The organism is Sporosarcina sp. GW1-11 (assembly GCF_033088395.1).
GTDB lineage: Bacteria > Bacillota > Bacilli > Bacillales_A > Planococcaceae > Sporosarcina.
Genome location: NZ_JAPMIW010000019.1, coordinates 1 through 15,975 on the forward strand (window position 1 = coordinate 1; position 15,975 = coordinate 15,975).

Below are 15,975 nucleotides of genomic sequence, written 5' to 3' on the forward strand. Positions count from 1 at the left end.
TTCATTCGGTAAGTGCCAAAGCCCACTAAAACTACACTGTACATACTAGCGTAGGCACAACTGCGGGGTCGGCCGAAGCCATGAGACAACTAGCGCGCCTTTCGCTTGTTGGCTCATGGCGGGAGGCAATCCCCCACGTGCCGAAGCGATGATAGGAAACCGACCTTTACTAACTTCAGTATCGAAAATAAGTCGAGCCACGATCCAACACAAAATGGGTTCACCCCGTACCAAAGCCTACTAAAACTACACTGTACACACTAGCGAAGGCACAACTGCGGGGTCAGCCGAAGCCATGAGACAGCTAGCGTTCTTTGCTAGTTGGCTCATGGCGGGAGGCAATCCCCCACGTGCCGAAGCGTTGATAGGAAGCTGATCTTTACTAACTTCAGTAACATAAAAAAGTCGAGCGACGACACATTACTAACTAGTAGTAAGTCCCAGACACATCAATCCGCTTCTATATGTAGAAATGTAATTCGTCACTGAACCCACTTCGGCGCTGGCGGATGGCTCCCGCAATGAGCCAGAAAGGAAGTGCACCTCTCTGTCTCATCGCTCCGCCTGCCGCTTGTAAGGCGCCTACGTTCAGTTAGGAAAATAAATAGCATAGTACATTGAAGTTGAAAGGTTTAATTCGGTAAGTACCAAAGCCCACTAAAACTACACTGTACATACTAGCGCAGGCACAACTGCGGGGTCGGCCGAAACAAAGAGACAGCTAGCGCCTTTTGCTAGTTGGCTCTTTGTGGGAGGCAATCCCCCACGTGCCGAAGCGGTGATAGGAAGCTGATCTGTACTAACTTCTGTAGCGTAAAAAAGTCGAGCAACGACACATTACAAACGAGTAGTAAGTCCAAGACACATCAATCCGCTTCTATATGTAGAAATGTAATTCGTCACTGAATTCACTTCGGCGCTGGCGGTAGGCGCCTTCGTTTTTAAGTAGTAGTAGTTAGCAAGTACATTGATGTCAATAAGTGAAATTCAGTAAGTTTCAAAGACTACCAACACTACACTATACTTATTAGCGTAGGCACAACTGCGGGGTCAGCCGAAGCAAAGAGACAGCTAGCGCCTTTTGCTAGTTGGCTCTTTGTGGGAGGCAATCCCCCACGTGCCGCAGCGGTGATAGGAAACAGACCTTTACTAACTTAAGTATCGAAAATAAGTCGAGCTACGATCCAACACAAAATGGGCTCCCCCCGTACCAAAGCTTACAAATCTTCACTGTACTCACCAACGAAGGCACAACTGCGGGGTCGGCCGAAGCCAGGAGACAGCTAGCGCGCTCTTCGCTTGTTGGCTCATGGCGGGAGGCAATCCCCCACGTGCCGAAGCGGTGATCGAAGGCTGATCTGTACTAATTTCAGTAACATAAAAAAATCGAGCAACGACCCTACACAACAAAAAACCATCACAACCAGTCGAATAAACGACCAGCCGTGATGGTTAGCGCAACTTACATCATAAACCAAATATAATGCGCCTCTTCCGGAGTCCCCGGCTTAACCGAAGCACTCTTCGGAAAAGGAACCTTCTCTGCAGCCGCATGAATCAACGCACCCACATACGGATTCAACCGTTCTGCCTTCTTGAAAAACTCCGCACTGCGCTCAGATTCCCCTTGCGTCTTGTCCATCTCAATCAACCACGCCAAATAATGATACGCCGCATCCTCTTGAGAAATCTCTGCACACGCCTTATGCACCTGCTCGGCCTGTTCAATCTCATCTTGATTAATCAACGACGCAATCGTCAAATAACGAACACCTTGATGATCATGGAGATCTAACGTCAATAAACGTAGGAACAATTCACTCGACTCCGCATAACGCTTGTTACTATACAGCCACACACCATAGCTCAATAAACTACGTAAATACGGGCGATTCGGTGCGAAAGCCCAAGCATCTTCCGCTTGATCGTCAAACTGCTTTTCCCCAGAGAAAATCGCTTGCTTGAACAGCTTTTCCTTTTCTTCTGACGCCTCTGTAAATTCTGCTTGTAACAACAGCGCGTCCACATTCGTCGAATCCGCACCAAACGCTTGCTGAGCAAAGTCATGACGTTGCTCAACAGTCTCCGCATTGTACGCCATATAACAAAGCATCTGCGCTTCTTGTTGCTGATTTTCCGGCTCAAATGGTTTTTTAATCGCTTGCTGAATGAATGCTTGTGCTTCTTCTAGTGTCTCGAAATTATTTTTCTTCGACAGCATATGCACTTGCCAATTCGTTTGCTCCGTTGGACGTGGATCCGTTCCAACATAATACGCAATACCTGAATTGCCTTCATTCATCATTTGTTCTAAATCACCAATCTTAGCTTTCAACGCATCGGTATGCTTTCTATAAGAAGACACCGACACATCAAACATCTTACCAACTTCCGTTTGCGTATACGTATTTGGCATCATGTCCAGATCCACAGCTAATTGGAAAGCTGCAGCCGCCAACACTTCTGGCTTACGGAACTTCGGCTGTTGATCTGTAAAGTAATATGCCAATAATGAAAGCAACATTTCATAAGCGCCTGGATACATGTCTTCACTTTCTAATTTCGCATCCACTATTTCAACGACTTCACGTTGAAGTGGCGTAAAGTTTTGTTCCACAATATCGGTCAACGTCTGTGCATCTAATTTACAAATAAATTCATAGATGTCCACGAGGTGATTTTTGAAGAAGTCAAAACTATTGTTTTCATCAGCTGATTCTGCAAGTTTCTGTACTTGCGAAACTAACTCTTTACTCATATGTTCATTGACAGCTATTGCAGAAATCGGCATGACATGACGTTCATCATTGCGAAATTCCTCTAGCATAATCGCAAGCACAGCCTTTACATCAGCCGGCTCACCTGGCTCTTTCCCTAATAAATACTCGCCTTCACCAAGAATTTCTTTCATATGGTACACTCGCTCATCCGTCGAAACGACTTCAGCAAATGTAATGAATGAATTTTGCCAGCTTTTTAGTATATTGCGTACCGCTTTATTTTGCGTACGATTCAACGCTTTTACAAGATGACGGCGCCACAAATCTTTTCGGACAATGAAGAAGTAATAATCACTAACATTCGTTACTAGCTCTTCTTCCTCCATCCAGTCACCTAGACGTCCGCGCCAGTCCATCAATAACGCTTCCAATGCTTGCAATTCTGCAGGTGCCAATGACGTTTCATAATAACTGTTCAGTACACTTTTCAGTTCTATTTGAATTTGATTCGTGCCTGGCTCGCTCGTTTTCCCACAGCATTCCAGCACAATTTCCCCACTTCCGCATGGGCATTTCTCATAATTCCCCATCACATCGAACACAACCTTTTCTTTTTACTATAACACAAAAAAAAGAAGCTCCGCATGCCTAGAGGCACACAGAACTGTTCATTTTCAGCTTTTAGCCTTTTTCATCTCTTCTGTTACAGGAGTAAATGACGGTGGCACGACCCGTTTAATAAACAAGGAAAGTACTAGCGCACCTACTGTAATGAGCGTGGAGACGAAGAATGCATGATTGACACCATCAAGCATCGCCATACGCTTGATTTCTTCTGTCATCGACGATATATCGACTCCTGCAGCAGTCAATTCATTCGCTTGCTCGGCAGCTGACTTTTCTAAACGATTCGTCATGATTGTCAGCAAGAGCGCAGTACCAATTGCACCGGACACTTGTTGCAATGTATTGTTCATCGCAGTACCATGAGGATTGGATTTCATCGGCAATGAATTCATCCCATTCGTCATGATCGGCATCGTAACCATTGATAAACCGAACATCCGGATCGTATAAATCATCATCAAATAATAATAACCCGTATCCATTTCCAAACGGCTCAGATAATAGGTTGACACAACAGATATGGTCAACCCGGTGTAAACCAGCACGCGCGGACCATATTTATCGAATAGTCTACCAGTGATTGGTGACATAAGCCCCATAACAACCGCACCCGGTAACAACAAAATCCCTGCATGGAGCGGTGAAATACCACGAACACTTTGAACGTACAGCGGCGTTAAAATCATTCCCGAGAACATCGCAATAGATAGTACAATCGAAATAGCGGATGCTAACGTGAACATCGGATGCTTATAAATTTTGAAATCGAGCATCGGTTCTTTCATATTCAACTGCTTCACTACGAAAATAATAAGCGCTACCGTACCGATAGCAATTGTGCCGTATACTTCTGTCGCTCCCCAGCCCTTTTCACCAGCAGAACTGAAGCCATACAATAGCCCACCAAACCCAATACTAGATAGCACAAGTGACAAAAAATCTAATTTCACATCGCGATTCGGTGTGATATTTTTCAGTTTGAAAATAGCAAGGACAATTGTTAATAAAGCAATTGGCAAGACAATTACAAACAGCATACGCCATGAATAATGCTCAACTACCCAACCAGACAATGTCGGCCCAATAGCAGGTGCAGTGAACATAACTAAACCAAACATCCCAAGCGCTGTCCCACGTTTTTCAATCGGGAACGCTGTTAACATAACATTCATCAGCAACGGCATCATCAATGCAGATCCACACGCTTGAATCATGCGGGATACAATTAATAGATAAAACGTTGGAGCAATAATTGCTAAGAATGTACCTAATGAAAACAAGATCATCGCTGTTAAGAAGATCTTTTTATTCGTAAACTTTTGAATGAAAAATGCACTAGCAGGAATCAAAATCCCGTTGACGAGCATGTATCCAGTCGTCAGCCATTGAACATCCGACGGACGAATCGCGAACTCTTCCATGATGACCGGCAGTGCAATATTGAGTAATGTGTTGTTTAGAATGGCAACAAAGGCCCCAATGAATAATATCGCAATGACCCCATAAGGAGGGTTTTCATGCATTTTCTTAATATCTACCGATTCTTCCATAGTATCCTCCTGTGTGTACTTATAAATTACAATAGATTTCATTTTATACCTACAGTCCAATTATTTCAACTTAAAAAACTCAATCATCAAAAACGGTTGATATGACAACATTTACGAGTTAGTATACTAGATAGACCCACGGTATAAATAAAATTTAAAAACTCAGGTGATAGCGAATGAACGATCGGAAGAAACTTGTATTACAAACCGCAAAACAGTTATTTATCGAAAATGGCTTTCAAGCAACTTCTATTCAAGACATCTTGAATGAAGCACATATTTCAAAGGGAACATTTTATAACTACTTTTCATCCAAAAATGAGTGCTTGATGGCAATCTTGCGTGACGCTTATTATCTATCGTTCTTGCATCGCAACGAACTGGCAATCGGCAAAGACCTTAGCGATCCACAAGTACTTTCTGAACAGATCCATATCCGCCTTTCAATGAATCGCGAACAAAATCTGTTGCCCCTTTTTGAAACCGTTGTACATTCATCGGATGAGGAATTGCGGGAGTTCTTAAAACAGATGCATTATCGCGAGCTTGCATGGATTGCTAAGCGATTGGTGGACATCTACGGCAATGAAATAAAAGTCTATGCGTTCGATTGCGCGTCGATGATGTTTGGCTTTATCCAACATTCATTAGGCATCTGGAAAAGTTCAACCGTGGAGCCACTGGATACGAAACAGTTAGTGAACTTCATGATGCAGCGAATGGAAGTCATCGTACCCGATATTATTCAGCAGAATACATGCTTTTTATCGCAAGACATTGTAGAAAGGATCCTGACGGGCGCAGAGATGTATCCAGTGACACAGGATGTATTAGTTGAGAAGATGCAGGCATTTGTTGATGGGTTACCTAAAAGTATCGGCAAACAGTACGGTCAGTTTTTAGTAGAAGAACTTTCGTCTACTAGTCCCCGCAACTATATGCTCGAGTCTGTCGTCCGCTCGTTCCGCCAAGCGTTCGAAGGTTCTGATTTTCAATTGCAAGCAGTCGAACTATCTGCCGCAGTTTGGTCGTTTATTCATAAGACGGAATAGCGGAGGAATGAGGGGTAATGGGAAGGATACCGTTACTCTGCGTTTCACTAGTGTATTTTTCTAAAAATAGTAAGTAGAAACATCAACTTACTACTCAGCTTTTGCATTTGAACGTAAAAGGTCAGGATCTGTCATTCTGAAGCTTGGTAATCACGTAGAGAAAATCCCAGACCACTTAATTCGTCGACAATCAAAAAACGCGCCTCTGAGTCTAACCCCAGAGTCGCGTTCCTTTATATCCATTAAGTCACTTGATGATTCGGCTCCTCGCCTTTCGCAAAGGCCAATAGCGCTTTTTGGTTGAGGCCCATCATTGCTAGCCTTGTTTTGACGGTGGCACTTCCGATATGTGGAAGCACCGTGATATTCGGTAGCGTCAGTAACGGATGATCGAGTGGCACAGGTTCAGTTTCGAAAACGTCCAAGCCCGCTGCATGGATTTTCTTCGTGCGCAACGCGTCAAATAACGCATTTTCGTCTACGATACCGCCACGCGCCACGTTGATCAGAATGGCAGTCTCTTTCATTCGCTCCAGCTCATCTTTGCCAATCAAGCCTTTTGTTTCAGCACTATACGGTACCAGGATTAAGACAAAGTCAGATGAGGCAAGCAACTCCTCAAGTTCTGCATACGTACAACCATACATATCTTCCACTCCATGCTTCCTGCTGCGATTATGATAGAGTACGTCCATGCCAAACCCTTTCGCACGGCGCATAACTGCTTCACCAATTCGTCCCATACCGACAATACCTAATGTCGACCCGTAAATATCCACTCCCGTAAAACCAAGCGGCTCCCAGGACGTCCATCTTCCTTCACGCAATGCATTTTCTGCCCCGATCAGATCACGCGCAGTTGCCATCAATAAAGCGAAAGCCAAATCTGCCGTTGTTTCCGTTAGTACATCCGGAGTATTTGTCACGATGATCCCTCGTGTTCGTGCCGCTTCTACGTCAATATTATTATAACCAACCGCCATATTGACGATGATTTTCAATTTCGAAGCCACTTGTAACACTTCGTCGTCTATTTGATCTGAAATGACTGTCCATAACGCGGTCGCAGTTGCACATTTTTCTAGCAATACGTCTCGCGGAACAGCAACAGTCGTTGATTGCCACATATCCACTTCATACAGTTCACGAAGCGGTGCTACTATTTCTTCCGGCATCTCCCGGCAAATATATAACGTCGGTTTCACACTGCTCACCCCTTCAGCCACCAATATAATTCATATCAATTTTCTTACGGTTCTTTACAGTCTGCTCCGTTCGTTCATCGGAATAGCGATCTGTCCGCCCTCTCCAAACAGCTGCGATTTCTTCAAACAACTCTTCATCTGACTTATCTGATCGAATTAATTCACGAATATCAAAGCCTTCCGAAGCGAATAAACAAGTATATAACTTACCTTCAGAAGATAAACGAGAACGCGTGCATGTGGAACAAAACGATTCTGAAACGGATGTAATAAACCCTACTTCAGCGTCACTATCCTTGTAGCGATAACGTTTTGCGACTTCTCCGTAGTAGTCCTCTTCCACTGGTTCCATAGCATATACTTCAGACAGCATCGTATACATTTCTTTCTTAGTGACTACTTTCTTAAAACTCCAGCCGTTATCATTGCCGACATCCATGAACTCGATATAGCGCAATGTAATCCCTAGATCCTTGAAATACGTCGCCATTGGAAGAATTTCACTTTCATTGACACCTTTTTGTACGACCATATTCACTTTTATCGTAAAGCCAATGTCCTGCGCTTTTTTAATGTTTTTTAGAACGAGATCAGGTGAAATGCCACGGCCATTGATCTGACCAAACAGTTCTGCGTCGAGTGCATCTAAACTAATGTTCAAACGTCGCAACCCCGCATCATACAGTGGTTGCGCATATTGGCCAAGCAGTACTGCATTCGTCGTCAATCCGATGTCTTCAATTCCTTCGATGCTGTGTAGCTTCTGGATCAACTCAGGTAAGTCCCGTCGCATCAACGGTTCTCCACCAGTTAACCGAAGTTTTTTCACACCTAGCTTAGCAAATATCCTAGCCAGACGTTCGAGCTCTTCGAATGACAGTAACTTATTTTTCGCCAAAAACATAAAGTCATCACCAAAAATCTCTTTCGGCATGCAGTACGTACAGCGAAAATTACAGCGATCCGTTACAGAAATCCGTAAATCCCGAATCGGTCGGCCCAGTTGATCAACGATGGCATCCATTCCTTCATCTCCTTTCTAGTTCACATGGTGTATTGACATTTTTAAACGCAAGCTCTGGTTGATTGGTCAATAAATTACCTTCTATCCACTCCACTTGATGTAGCGCTTGTACATGCATGACGCGCCGGTTATTTTCTAGCAACGCTTGACGAATCGTTGGCTTCACCGTCCCCCGCCAAATCGATACGAGGGGATGTAGCTTGCCTTCAACCGTTACTCCCGTCACATCTCCTTGATGCCTAGCTAATAAATTCGCTATGACATCATGTTCCATGAAGGGCATATCACATGGCAACACGATATAACGCTCTGCATCCACAAGTTCCATGGCAGATAAAATACCTGCTAACGGACCCATTCCAGCAAACAGGTCACTATCTGTCGTTACGTGAAGATCACGCGGAAACCGCTCAACGAATTCAGGACGAGTAACTACTATAATTTCCTCGCAAAACGGTCGCAATGCCTCTACCGAATAGCGATAAAACGGCTGACCTTCATACTTCGCAAACGCTTTTGGTTCACCAAATCGTCTAGACTGTCCACCCGCAAGTAGAATACCGACCGTCTGCTTCATCCGCCACTCACTGGTGGAATGAAGGCGCAAACATCACCCGATTGAATGACGTCTTCTTTACGTGCATACTCTTCATTGACCGCCACGTGAATCGTCTCTTTACCAAAGCCAGGATACGTTTCTTCAGCCCAGTCGAGCAATTCTTCTACCGTTAATGAAGCACGATCCAAAGATTCCTCTCCTTTACCCGTTAACTCCCGCAACCTCGCAAAGTAATGAACTGTAATCATTGTGACCCGCTCCCTTTCTCCGGATATTTCTTTTGTGCACCGATCCATTGTTCGCCATCTTCCCAAATTTCTTTCTTCCAAATGGGCACGATTTCTTTAATGCGCTCAATCGCATATTCATTCGCTTCATACGCTTCTTTCCGGTGAGGAGAAGAAACTGCGATCACAACTGCAATATCTGATATCTTCAATTCGCCAATTCGGTGCGCTATCGCCACTTGGACGCCTGGCCATTTCTCTTCCATCTCCGCACCAATTTCAGCCAATTTCTTCTCCGCCATCGGAATATACGCTTCATATGCTAGATACAACGTGCGCACACCATGTGTCCATTCGCGTACATGCCCTGTAAAGACCGTCACCGCACCAGCTGCAGGATGCAATACGAGATCGCTATACGCCTGCGGATTAATAGGTGTGTCTACTATTTCAAATCGCTTCATTGCGCTTCCTCCATCCACTGCTGTAACCAATTGTCGAGTAACGTACTATCCGAAAAAAGTGCATGTGTATCCGCTATTTTGATGACGCCTTGTAGCGACTTGAGCGTTACCCGATCCTCTTCATTACGAAGAAGCACCACTTTTTCGCCAACTTCTTGTTTATATCCTTCTATCAATAACACATCTGGACTACTTGAAGCAGCCAGTGCTTTTAGTTTTTGGAATGAAGGTTCTTTTTGTTGCATCAATTGTAGCATACCACCCCCTGCCACTACGGTTGAGATGGCTCCAGCCGCCAGAAATTGTACCGTGTCAGTCTCAGCTGGGGGCAGATCCGGTGCGCCACCATGTCCATGATGTTTCAGCACAGCGACTTCCAACCCTAAACGTTGCAACACCGTAATCCAATGCGCAATCAATGTCGTTTTGCCGCTGTTTTTATAGCCGACGATATGTAGCGTTTTCATAGTTCCCAACGCTCCACACCTTGTTCCATACCTAACAACAAGACATCTACTACCATTCCTTTTTCAAAGCCCCGCGTTCCACTCGGCAAGACAATAATACAATTCCCCCGTGCAATTGATGACACGGCACTTGATTTATTGAAACCAGCAGGCGTTGCGACAATTCCTTGCGACGTCATTTCCCAGCTCGCACGAATAAAACGAGTGAACGGATTGGCTTTCTTGAAATCTTCACCAAGTATCGCTTGAATCCTCGGCATATAAGGCGTTGTACAGCCCATCATCGCTAAGATTGCTGGGCGCGCAAACAATTCAAAACCCGTAAAACATGCAGAAGGATTACCCGATAAACCAAACAACAATTTATCGCCTAACACCGCAACCGTCGTCACACTCCCTGGACGCATCGCTACTTTATTGAACAATACTTTCGCGCCTAAACGTTCGTAAATAGCTGGTAAATAATCAAAATCACCTACAGATACACCGCCCGTTGTAATAAGTACATCCGTCTCTCGGAGCGCACATTCCACAATTTCCGTACAACTATCCAAATTATCTTCCATCATGCCATACGACTTCGATTCAATCCCCATCCGCGTTAATTGCGCATGAATCATCGGTCCGTTTGAATTACGAATCTTACCCGGCACCAATTCATCCGCCACATCAAGCAACTCTGTACCCGTAGACAACACACCTGCAACTGGCTTCTTCGCGACACGCACTTGCGAATAACCAAACGTCGCCAGCAAAGCAATCGTTCCCGGATGAATGAGCGTGCCTGCTTCAATCAATTGCTCTCCTTGTTTTGCATCTTCGCCTTGCCGTGAGATATTTTCTCCCGGTTCAAACGGTTTGCGCAATGTAAATCCTATGTCATTTTCCACCGTTTGCTCAAGCATTACAACCGCATCCGCTTGTTCGGGAATGAGAGCACCCGTCATAATTCGGAATGACTCTCCTTGTTCAATCGGTCGATGCGCTACATGCCCCGCTCCAATTTCACCTACTACGTTAAACGACTTACGCTCTTCTCCTGATGCGCCCGCAGAATCTATTGCACGAATCGCGAAGCCATCATACGGCGAACGATCAAACGGTGGCACATCATGTTTCGCCACGATCGGCTCCGCCAACACGCGGCCATATGTATGTTCTAAATCTAAAATTTCCGTCTTCAATGGTTGCACATGTGACATCACGCGTTCTACTGCTTCCGCCACTTGGATAGGCTTACGAATTTCTACCACGTACATCTCCTCTTTCTTTTGTTATACTTACGAGTACAATGAATCGAAAGGATGAAAAACATGTCCGAACTCACTCACTTTAACGAACAGGGTCGCGCTAAAATGGTCGATGTTTCTAGTAAAGAAATCACCCTACGCACGGCAATCGCTACGTCATCTATTATTGTCAACCAATCCATCTATGAGCAAATCACGCATGGTACGAATAAAAAAGGTGACGTCTTCGCAGTCGCCCAAGTCGCTGCCATTATGGCTGCTAAAAATACATCCACAATTATTCCGATGTGCCATCCGTTACCACTAACAGGTGTAGATGTCCGATTTGATTGGAAAATCGACGAAGTGACGAAGCATTACGAAGTACTTATAGAAGCTACAGTTAAAACAAAAGGTGTCACAGGCGTTGAAATGGAAGCCCTCACCGCCGCTTCCGTAGCCGCACTGACGATTTACGATATGTGTAAAGCAGCCGGCAAAGAGCTGATCATCGGATCCACGATGTTGCAAAATAAAACAGGTGGAAAAAATGGAGACTACACACGCGCAGACTAATCGTCGCGCGTTTTTTTATTGGTTGCGCTCATAGAATGGGGGTTTGCGATCATAGAACCCACTCTACCGATCATAGACACTGGCCACGCGATCATAGAAACCGCTCAACCGATCATAGACACCGCCCTCGCGATCATAGAACACGCTCAACCGATCATAGAACCCCGCCACGCGATCATAGAAACCGCTCCTACGATCATAGAAACCGGCCACGCGATCATAGAACACGCTCAACCGCTCATAGACACTGGCCTCGCGCTCATAGAACTCGCTCCACCGATCATAGACACCGGCCTCACGATCATAGAAACCACTCCACCGATCATAGAAACCGGCCTTGCGCTCATAGAACTCACTCCACCGATCATAGACACTGGCCTCGCGCTCATAGAACACGCTCCTACGATCATAGACACCAGACACGCGATCATAGAACTCACTCCACCACTCATAGACACTGGCCACGCGCTCATAGAACCCACTCCACCGATCATAGACACCGGCCTTGCGCTCATAGAACCCACTCCACCACTCATAGACTACCAACCAAACTCATCACTAACAAATTACCCTTCCAAATGTTTCGTTAGCTCATGCACAATATGTGGTAACTCCGGTACAATCAACTTATCCATCGCAAGCGTCACTGCTTTTGAAGACCCAGGCAATAAAAATACCACTTGCTCGCCAATCGCCCCCGCGGTCGCGCGACTTAATAACGCTTTTGACCCCACATCTTCGGTATAGCTTAAGAAACGAAACAACTCACCAAAACCATCTAGCGGCTTTGTAAAATGAGGTGCAACCGTCTCAACCGTAATATCACGCGCGCCAATGCCTGTACCACCCGTGAAAATCATCGCTTGAACTGCTGCATCCAACCGCCACGCAGACAACTGTTGTGTAATTCGCGTAGCTTCATCTGGACAAATTTCATAATGCTTCACATGATGCCCAGCTTCCGCCAACTTTTCACAAATGATTTTTCCACTTTTATCATCTGCTTTCGTTCGTGTATCACTAATCGTCAATACCGCAACCGTCACAGATTTCTTACGCGCTTGCTGCGGTAAATGTGCCTCTTCCATTCGCTACACCCCTTAACCAAATAATGAATGATACATTTTCCTACCCATTCGCATATCTTTCAGACCATGTATTAATAACCGTCCATTTCCAAATAAAATACAGCGATAGCCTTCCGCTTGAAACTCAACGAAAAATGGGGTCTCGCGGTACTCCATTTTCAATCGCTTCGCTACTTGCACACCGTCACTCAAGGACAACTCCCGTCCCTCATCAGGTATAATCTGCACCGTATCACGACCACAAAGCACCGCGAATTGCGTGCCTGAAGACTGATGCAACGCAGGGTACGTCGGATGATTTCCACATGTTTCACAATTCGGATCTTGCAGTCGACTAATTCCCGCTTCTACAGATGTATTATTCCACACATCAAAATGCAGAAGCTTTGTACGCATAGCAGACCTATTTCCTGTCAGCCATTTCAACGCTTCCGCACTTTGATGCGCAGCGGAAATTTGAACAGCAGGTGCAATCACTCCTACCGTATCACATGTTTCATTAACAGATGGAAGGACCGGTAGGAGACAACGGAAGCAAGCGGTCTTGCCTGGAATGAAAGGAAACACGCTGCCTGAACTGCCGACAACTGCCCCATAAATCCATGGAATATCTAGCGACCAAGCAACATCATTGATCAGCAACCGCGTCTCAAAATTATCCGTCGCATCAAGCAGTATATCCGCCGTTTTAGCAATTTCCGCAAGTAACGGACCATCCACATGATCCAGAACGGTTCGAATGTCCACATCTTCACGAATATCACGTAATCTACGCTCAGCTGCCACCACTTTCGGTAGACTATTTCGTGCATCTGTTTCCGTAAATAATTGCTGTCTCTGCAAATTAGAGGCTTCTACATAATCACGATCCGCAAGCGTCACCTTGCCAATGCCTGCACGAACAAGCGTCTCCGAAATGGAGGAACCAAGCGCTCCACAACCGATAATAACGGCATGCGACTCCGCTAAAGATTGCTGTCCTGCATTCCCGATCGGTCGAAATAATGTCTGTCTTGAATAACGATTCTCCACTTCACCCGCATCCTTTCATCTAACAGCAAGCGAGGCAATCAGTTATAGTAACTGATTGCCTTCTGCTGTTTCGGGACTAATATCGCTAAATGATCCAACGTAACGAACGACGTCACCCGTCCCATCTTTTACAGCACTAATAGATAAAAACTCTAAATACTCTTCACCGTTTTTCTTCTTATTCCAAATCTCACCTTGCCACACACCATGTTCTTCAATCTCACGCCACATCGTATCATAGTACGCTCGATCATGCCGTCCGGAACTTAATATATTCGGACTCTTACCGAGTACTTCCTTTTCACTATAGCCCGTCAGCTGCGTAAACGCTGGATTGACTGACACAATAACGCCTGTTCGATTGGTTACGAGAATCCCTTGTCTCGTCGAATCAAATACTTCCTTCGATAGACTGGCACGATCCATATAATACAACCAAATAATCAATACTAAACTTGCGAGTGAAACTTGAGAGAATGCCATAAAGCCAATGGAATAAGAACCTGTCATGGAGAAGATCGTTGCCAGCAATAAAGGAGGGAAAAATCCACCCAAACCGCCCATCATCGATACAATCCCGTTGACCGTTCCTGCTTGTTTACTAAAGTATAACGGCACTAATTTAAAAATGACACCGTTCCCAATTCCGGCAGCTGCCGCAATCATAATACTCCCCACTGTATAGAGCGCAATATCAGGAGAAAATGCGAGAACGATAGATGCTACGGTTAATCCAGCAAAACAACCCATCAACAAAAATAACGGTTGGAATTTATCCCCTAACCAGCCACCGAATGGACGTAATAACGTCGCTACTACGATGAACCCTGCTGTCCGAAGACCGGCGTCTACTTTATCAAGTCCGAAATAATTGACGAGGAAACTTGGTAAGAACACTGTGAACGCTACGAACGAACCAAACGTGATGAAATAAAATAACGAGAAAAACCACAGCTTCTCATTTTTATAAACACCTTTAATCTGTTCGACAAGTGGCGCTTTTACTTTTACTTCCTTACGATCACCAAAGAAGAAATTCAATGCGATGAACACTAGCAATAAAACCAAGTACATTTTAACCGTCAGAGCCCAGCCGAATTTCATCGCTAGTACAGGGGCAGAAAACGTCGTAATCGCTGTTCCAATATTCCCCATACCATAAATCCCATTGACTAAACCGTGCTTTTCTTTAGGATAATACTTCGGCAACGATGTAACACCGACAGAAAAAACCGCGCCGCCCACACCTAGCAACGTACCGCCAATCAATAATCCCGTCACTGTTGATGTTTCACTTATGTAGTAGACAGGAAATAGTAATACGATGAAACTAATAAAAAACATGACACGCGCACCATACACATTGGCATAATAACCAAGCGGTATACGCAAAACGGAACCGAGTACTACGGGAATCGCTGTAATGATGGCCACGCGTTCAGGCGGTATACTAATATCTTCGCTAATAAATGGTAGCAAAGATGAAATGAGCACCCATACCATGAAACCGACAACTAGATTTGCCGTCTGTAACGGCAACTGGATCTTTTGTGTCATAGGAATCCATCCAATCTAAAGTTAGTTACGAAACTACCCAAATGACTCTCTGCTTCTCTTACGACTCTGGCAAAATAGATGTATACAGTTGTTCAAACAGCTCATCTTGTTCATTTGCTCGCAAAACAGATAACACCATTGGAAAGATGACATTTTCTTCTTTAATGAAATGAATCATCATGACCTCAAACGCTTCGCCTGCGTCTTTCACCACATCTTGCATCATCTGAAGTGTAAACTGAGACAAATCTCCTCTCGTATGGTGAAGGAAATGCCCAATAAATGCATCAATTTCATCATGCTCTTCTTGCACCGCTTGAACAGGCCCTTGATCGTTTCCTACATACTTAGCTAGCATAGGAAATAAGAATTTCTCTTCTTTTTCCGTATGATTTTTGAGTGGATCAATGAATTCTATGACGAGCTTACGTAATTGCTGAAGCGCAACCAAGCCTTCCTCACGGGAAAAGCGTTCGTTTTCAAAATCCAAAACAATCGCATGCCATTGATTCATTTCATGTGTTAAGAAACGATGTTCATTTTCTAGTACACGTAAAGCTGGCAGTGTATGCGTGAAGCGTTGGTTGACCATCTTCCT

At 44.8% G+C, this 15,975-nt stretch carries 16 protein-coding genes; 2 read left to right on the forward strand and 14 right to left on the reverse strand.

Annotation, left to right across the window (positions count from 1 at the left end; translation table 11 throughout):
• Window positions 1–1,462: 1,462 nt before the first annotated feature.
• Entirely contained in the window at window positions 1,463–3,313 is a 1,851-nt protein-coding gene (locus tag ORD22_RS11520; RefSeq protein ID WP_317646149.1) for a hypothetical protein, read from the reverse strand.
• A gap of 81 nt (window positions 3,314–3,394) precedes the next feature.
• On the reverse strand, window positions 3,395–4,897 hold the full coding sequence (locus tag ORD22_RS11525; RefSeq protein ID WP_317646150.1) for a DHA2 family efflux MFS transporter permease subunit: 1,503 nt from the start codon (window positions 4,895–4,897) through the stop codon (window positions 3,395–3,397).
• A 176-nt stretch (window positions 4,898–5,073) separates the two neighbouring features.
• On the opposite strand from ORD22_RS11525, the gene ORD22_RS11530 reads away from it, so the two are divergent.
• Entirely contained in the window at window positions 5,074–5,949 is an 876-nt protein-coding gene (locus ORD22_RS11530) for a TetR/AcrR family transcriptional regulator (protein WP_317646152.1), read from the forward strand.
• Between the two features lie 242 nt (window positions 5,950–6,191).
• Here the strand turns inward: ORD22_RS11530 and ORD22_RS11535 are convergent, their stop codons facing one another.
• From ORD22_RS11535 to ORD22_RS11565, 7 genes are read right to left on the reverse strand one after another with little or no spacing between them, the layout of a single operon-like run.
• Window positions 6,192–7,154, reverse strand: coding sequence for a 2-hydroxyacid dehydrogenase (locus tag ORD22_RS11535; RefSeq protein WP_317646153.1), 963 nt, complete (start codon window positions 7,152–7,154; stop codon window positions 6,192–6,194).
• Window positions 7,155–7,167: 13 nt separating this feature from the next.
• Window positions 7,168–8,178 (reverse strand): GTP 3',8-cyclase MoaA, encoded by a 1,011-nt coding sequence (gene moaA / locus ORD22_RS11540; RefSeq protein ID WP_317646154.1) that lies wholly within the window; start codon window positions 8,176–8,178, stop codon window positions 7,168–7,170.
• Between the two features lie 4 nt (window positions 8,179–8,182).
• Entirely contained in the window at window positions 8,183–8,755 is a 573-nt protein-coding gene (mobA, locus tag ORD22_RS11545; RefSeq protein ID WP_317646156.1) for a molybdenum cofactor guanylyltransferase, read from the reverse strand.
• On the reverse strand, window positions 8,752–8,985 hold the full coding sequence (gene moaD / locus ORD22_RS11550) for a molybdopterin converting factor subunit 1 (protein WP_099687999.1): 234 nt from the start codon (window positions 8,983–8,985) through the stop codon (window positions 8,752–8,754). Before moaD ends, mobA begins: the two co-directional genes overlap by 4 nt.
• Entirely contained in the window at window positions 8,982–9,428 is a 447-nt protein-coding gene (locus ORD22_RS11555; RefSeq protein ID WP_317646158.1) for a molybdenum cofactor biosynthesis protein MoaE, read from the reverse strand. The genes moaD and ORD22_RS11555 overlap by 4 nt, the downstream gene beginning before the upstream one ends.
• A complete protein-coding gene (mobB, locus tag ORD22_RS11560; RefSeq protein ID WP_317646160.1) occupies window positions 9,425–9,895 on the reverse strand; it encodes a molybdopterin-guanine dinucleotide biosynthesis protein B in 471 nt (156 codons plus the stop codon). The genes ORD22_RS11555 and mobB overlap by 4 nt, the downstream gene beginning before the upstream one ends.
• A complete protein-coding gene (locus ORD22_RS11565; RefSeq protein ID WP_317646161.1) occupies window positions 9,892–11,148 on the reverse strand; it encodes a molybdopterin molybdotransferase MoeA in 1,257 nt (418 codons plus the stop codon). The genes mobB and ORD22_RS11565 overlap by 4 nt, the downstream gene beginning before the upstream one ends.
• A 60-nt stretch (window positions 11,149–11,208) precedes the next feature.
• On the opposite strand from ORD22_RS11565, the gene moaC reads away from it, so the two are divergent.
• The gene (gene moaC, locus ORD22_RS11570; RefSeq protein WP_317646162.1) at window positions 11,209–11,700 is read left to right on the forward strand and encodes a cyclic pyranopterin monophosphate synthase MoaC; all 492 of its coding nucleotides are present in this window, start codon (window positions 11,209–11,211) and stop codon (window positions 11,698–11,700) included.
• A 63-nt stretch (window positions 11,701–11,763) separates the two neighbouring features.
• On the opposite strand, the gene ORD22_RS11575 is transcribed toward moaC, so the two are convergent.
• The 5 genes from ORD22_RS11575 to ORD22_RS11595 are packed head-to-tail and all read right to left on the reverse strand — an operon-like array spanning window position 11,764 to window position 15,969.
• Window positions 11,764–12,246, reverse strand: a complete 483-nt coding sequence (locus tag ORD22_RS11575) for a hypothetical protein (RefSeq protein WP_317646163.1) — start codon at window positions 12,244–12,246, stop codon at window positions 11,764–11,766.
• Between the two features lie 20 nt (window positions 12,247–12,266).
• Window positions 12,267–12,788: a MogA/MoaB family molybdenum cofactor biosynthesis protein gene (locus tag ORD22_RS11580; protein ID WP_317646164.1), complete on the reverse strand. Its 522-nt coding sequence runs from the start codon at window positions 12,786–12,788 to the stop codon at window positions 12,267–12,269.
• Between the two features lie 12 nt (window positions 12,789–12,800).
• The gene (locus tag ORD22_RS11585; RefSeq protein WP_317646165.1) at window positions 12,801–13,820 is read right to left on the reverse strand and encodes a ThiF family adenylyltransferase; all 1,020 of its coding nucleotides are present in this window, start codon (window positions 13,818–13,820) and stop codon (window positions 12,801–12,803) included.
• 42 nt (window positions 13,821–13,862) lie between these two features.
• Window positions 13,863–15,377 carry an MFS transporter gene (locus ORD22_RS11590; RefSeq protein ID WP_317646166.1) on the reverse strand — a complete coding sequence of 505 codons (1,515 nt, stop codon included), beginning with the start codon at window positions 15,375–15,377 and terminating at the stop codon, window positions 13,863–13,865.
• 58 nt (window positions 15,378–15,435) lie between these two features.
• Window positions 15,436–15,969, reverse strand: a complete 534-nt coding sequence (locus ORD22_RS11595; protein ID WP_317646168.1) for a hemerythrin domain-containing protein — start codon at window positions 15,967–15,969, stop codon at window positions 15,436–15,438.
• Window positions 15,970–15,975: the final 6 nt, after the last annotated feature.

What these genes read in the sequence shown, in the direction of transcription:
- ORD22_RS11525 (WP_317646150.1), bottom strand. Translation starts at nt 4,897, where the DNA reads ATGGAAGAATCGGTAGATATTAAGAAAATGCATGAAAACCCTCCTTAT.
- ORD22_RS11580 (WP_317646164.1), bottom strand. Translation starts at nt 12,788, where the DNA reads ATGGAAGAGGCACATTTACCGCAGCAAGCGCGTAAGAAATCTGTGACG.
- moaD (WP_099687999.1), bottom strand. Translation starts at nt 8,985, where the DNA reads ATGATTACAGTTCATTACTTTGCGAGGTTGCGGGAGTTAACGGGTAAA.
- mobA (WP_317646156.1), bottom strand. Translation starts at nt 8,755, where the DNA reads ATGAAGCAGACGGTCGGTATTCTACTTGCGGGTGGACAGTCTAGACGA.
- ORD22_RS11595 (WP_317646168.1), bottom strand. Translation starts at nt 15,969, where the DNA reads ATGGTCAACCAACGCTTCACGCATACACTGCCAGCTTTACGTGTACTA.
- moaA (WP_317646154.1), bottom strand. Translation starts at nt 8,178, where the DNA reads ATGGATGCCATCGTTGATCAACTGGGCCGACCGATTCGGGATTTACGG.
- ORD22_RS11555 (WP_317646158.1), bottom strand. Translation starts at nt 9,428, where the DNA reads ATGAAGCGATTTGAAATAGTAGACACACCTATTAATCCGCAGGCGTAT.
- mobB (WP_317646160.1), bottom strand. Translation starts at nt 9,895, where the DNA reads ATGAAAACGCTACATATCGTCGGCTATAAAAACAGCGGCAAAACGACA.
- ORD22_RS11530 (WP_317646152.1), top strand. Translation starts at nt 5,074, where the DNA reads ATGAACGATCGGAAGAAACTTGTATTACAAACCGCAAAACAGTTATTT.
- ORD22_RS11590 (WP_317646166.1), bottom strand. Translation starts at nt 15,377, where the DNA reads ATGACACAAAAGATCCAGTTGCCGTTACAGACGGCAAATCTAGTTGTC.
- moaC (WP_317646162.1), top strand. Translation starts at nt 11,209, where the DNA reads ATGTCCGAACTCACTCACTTTAACGAACAGGGTCGCGCTAAAATGGTC.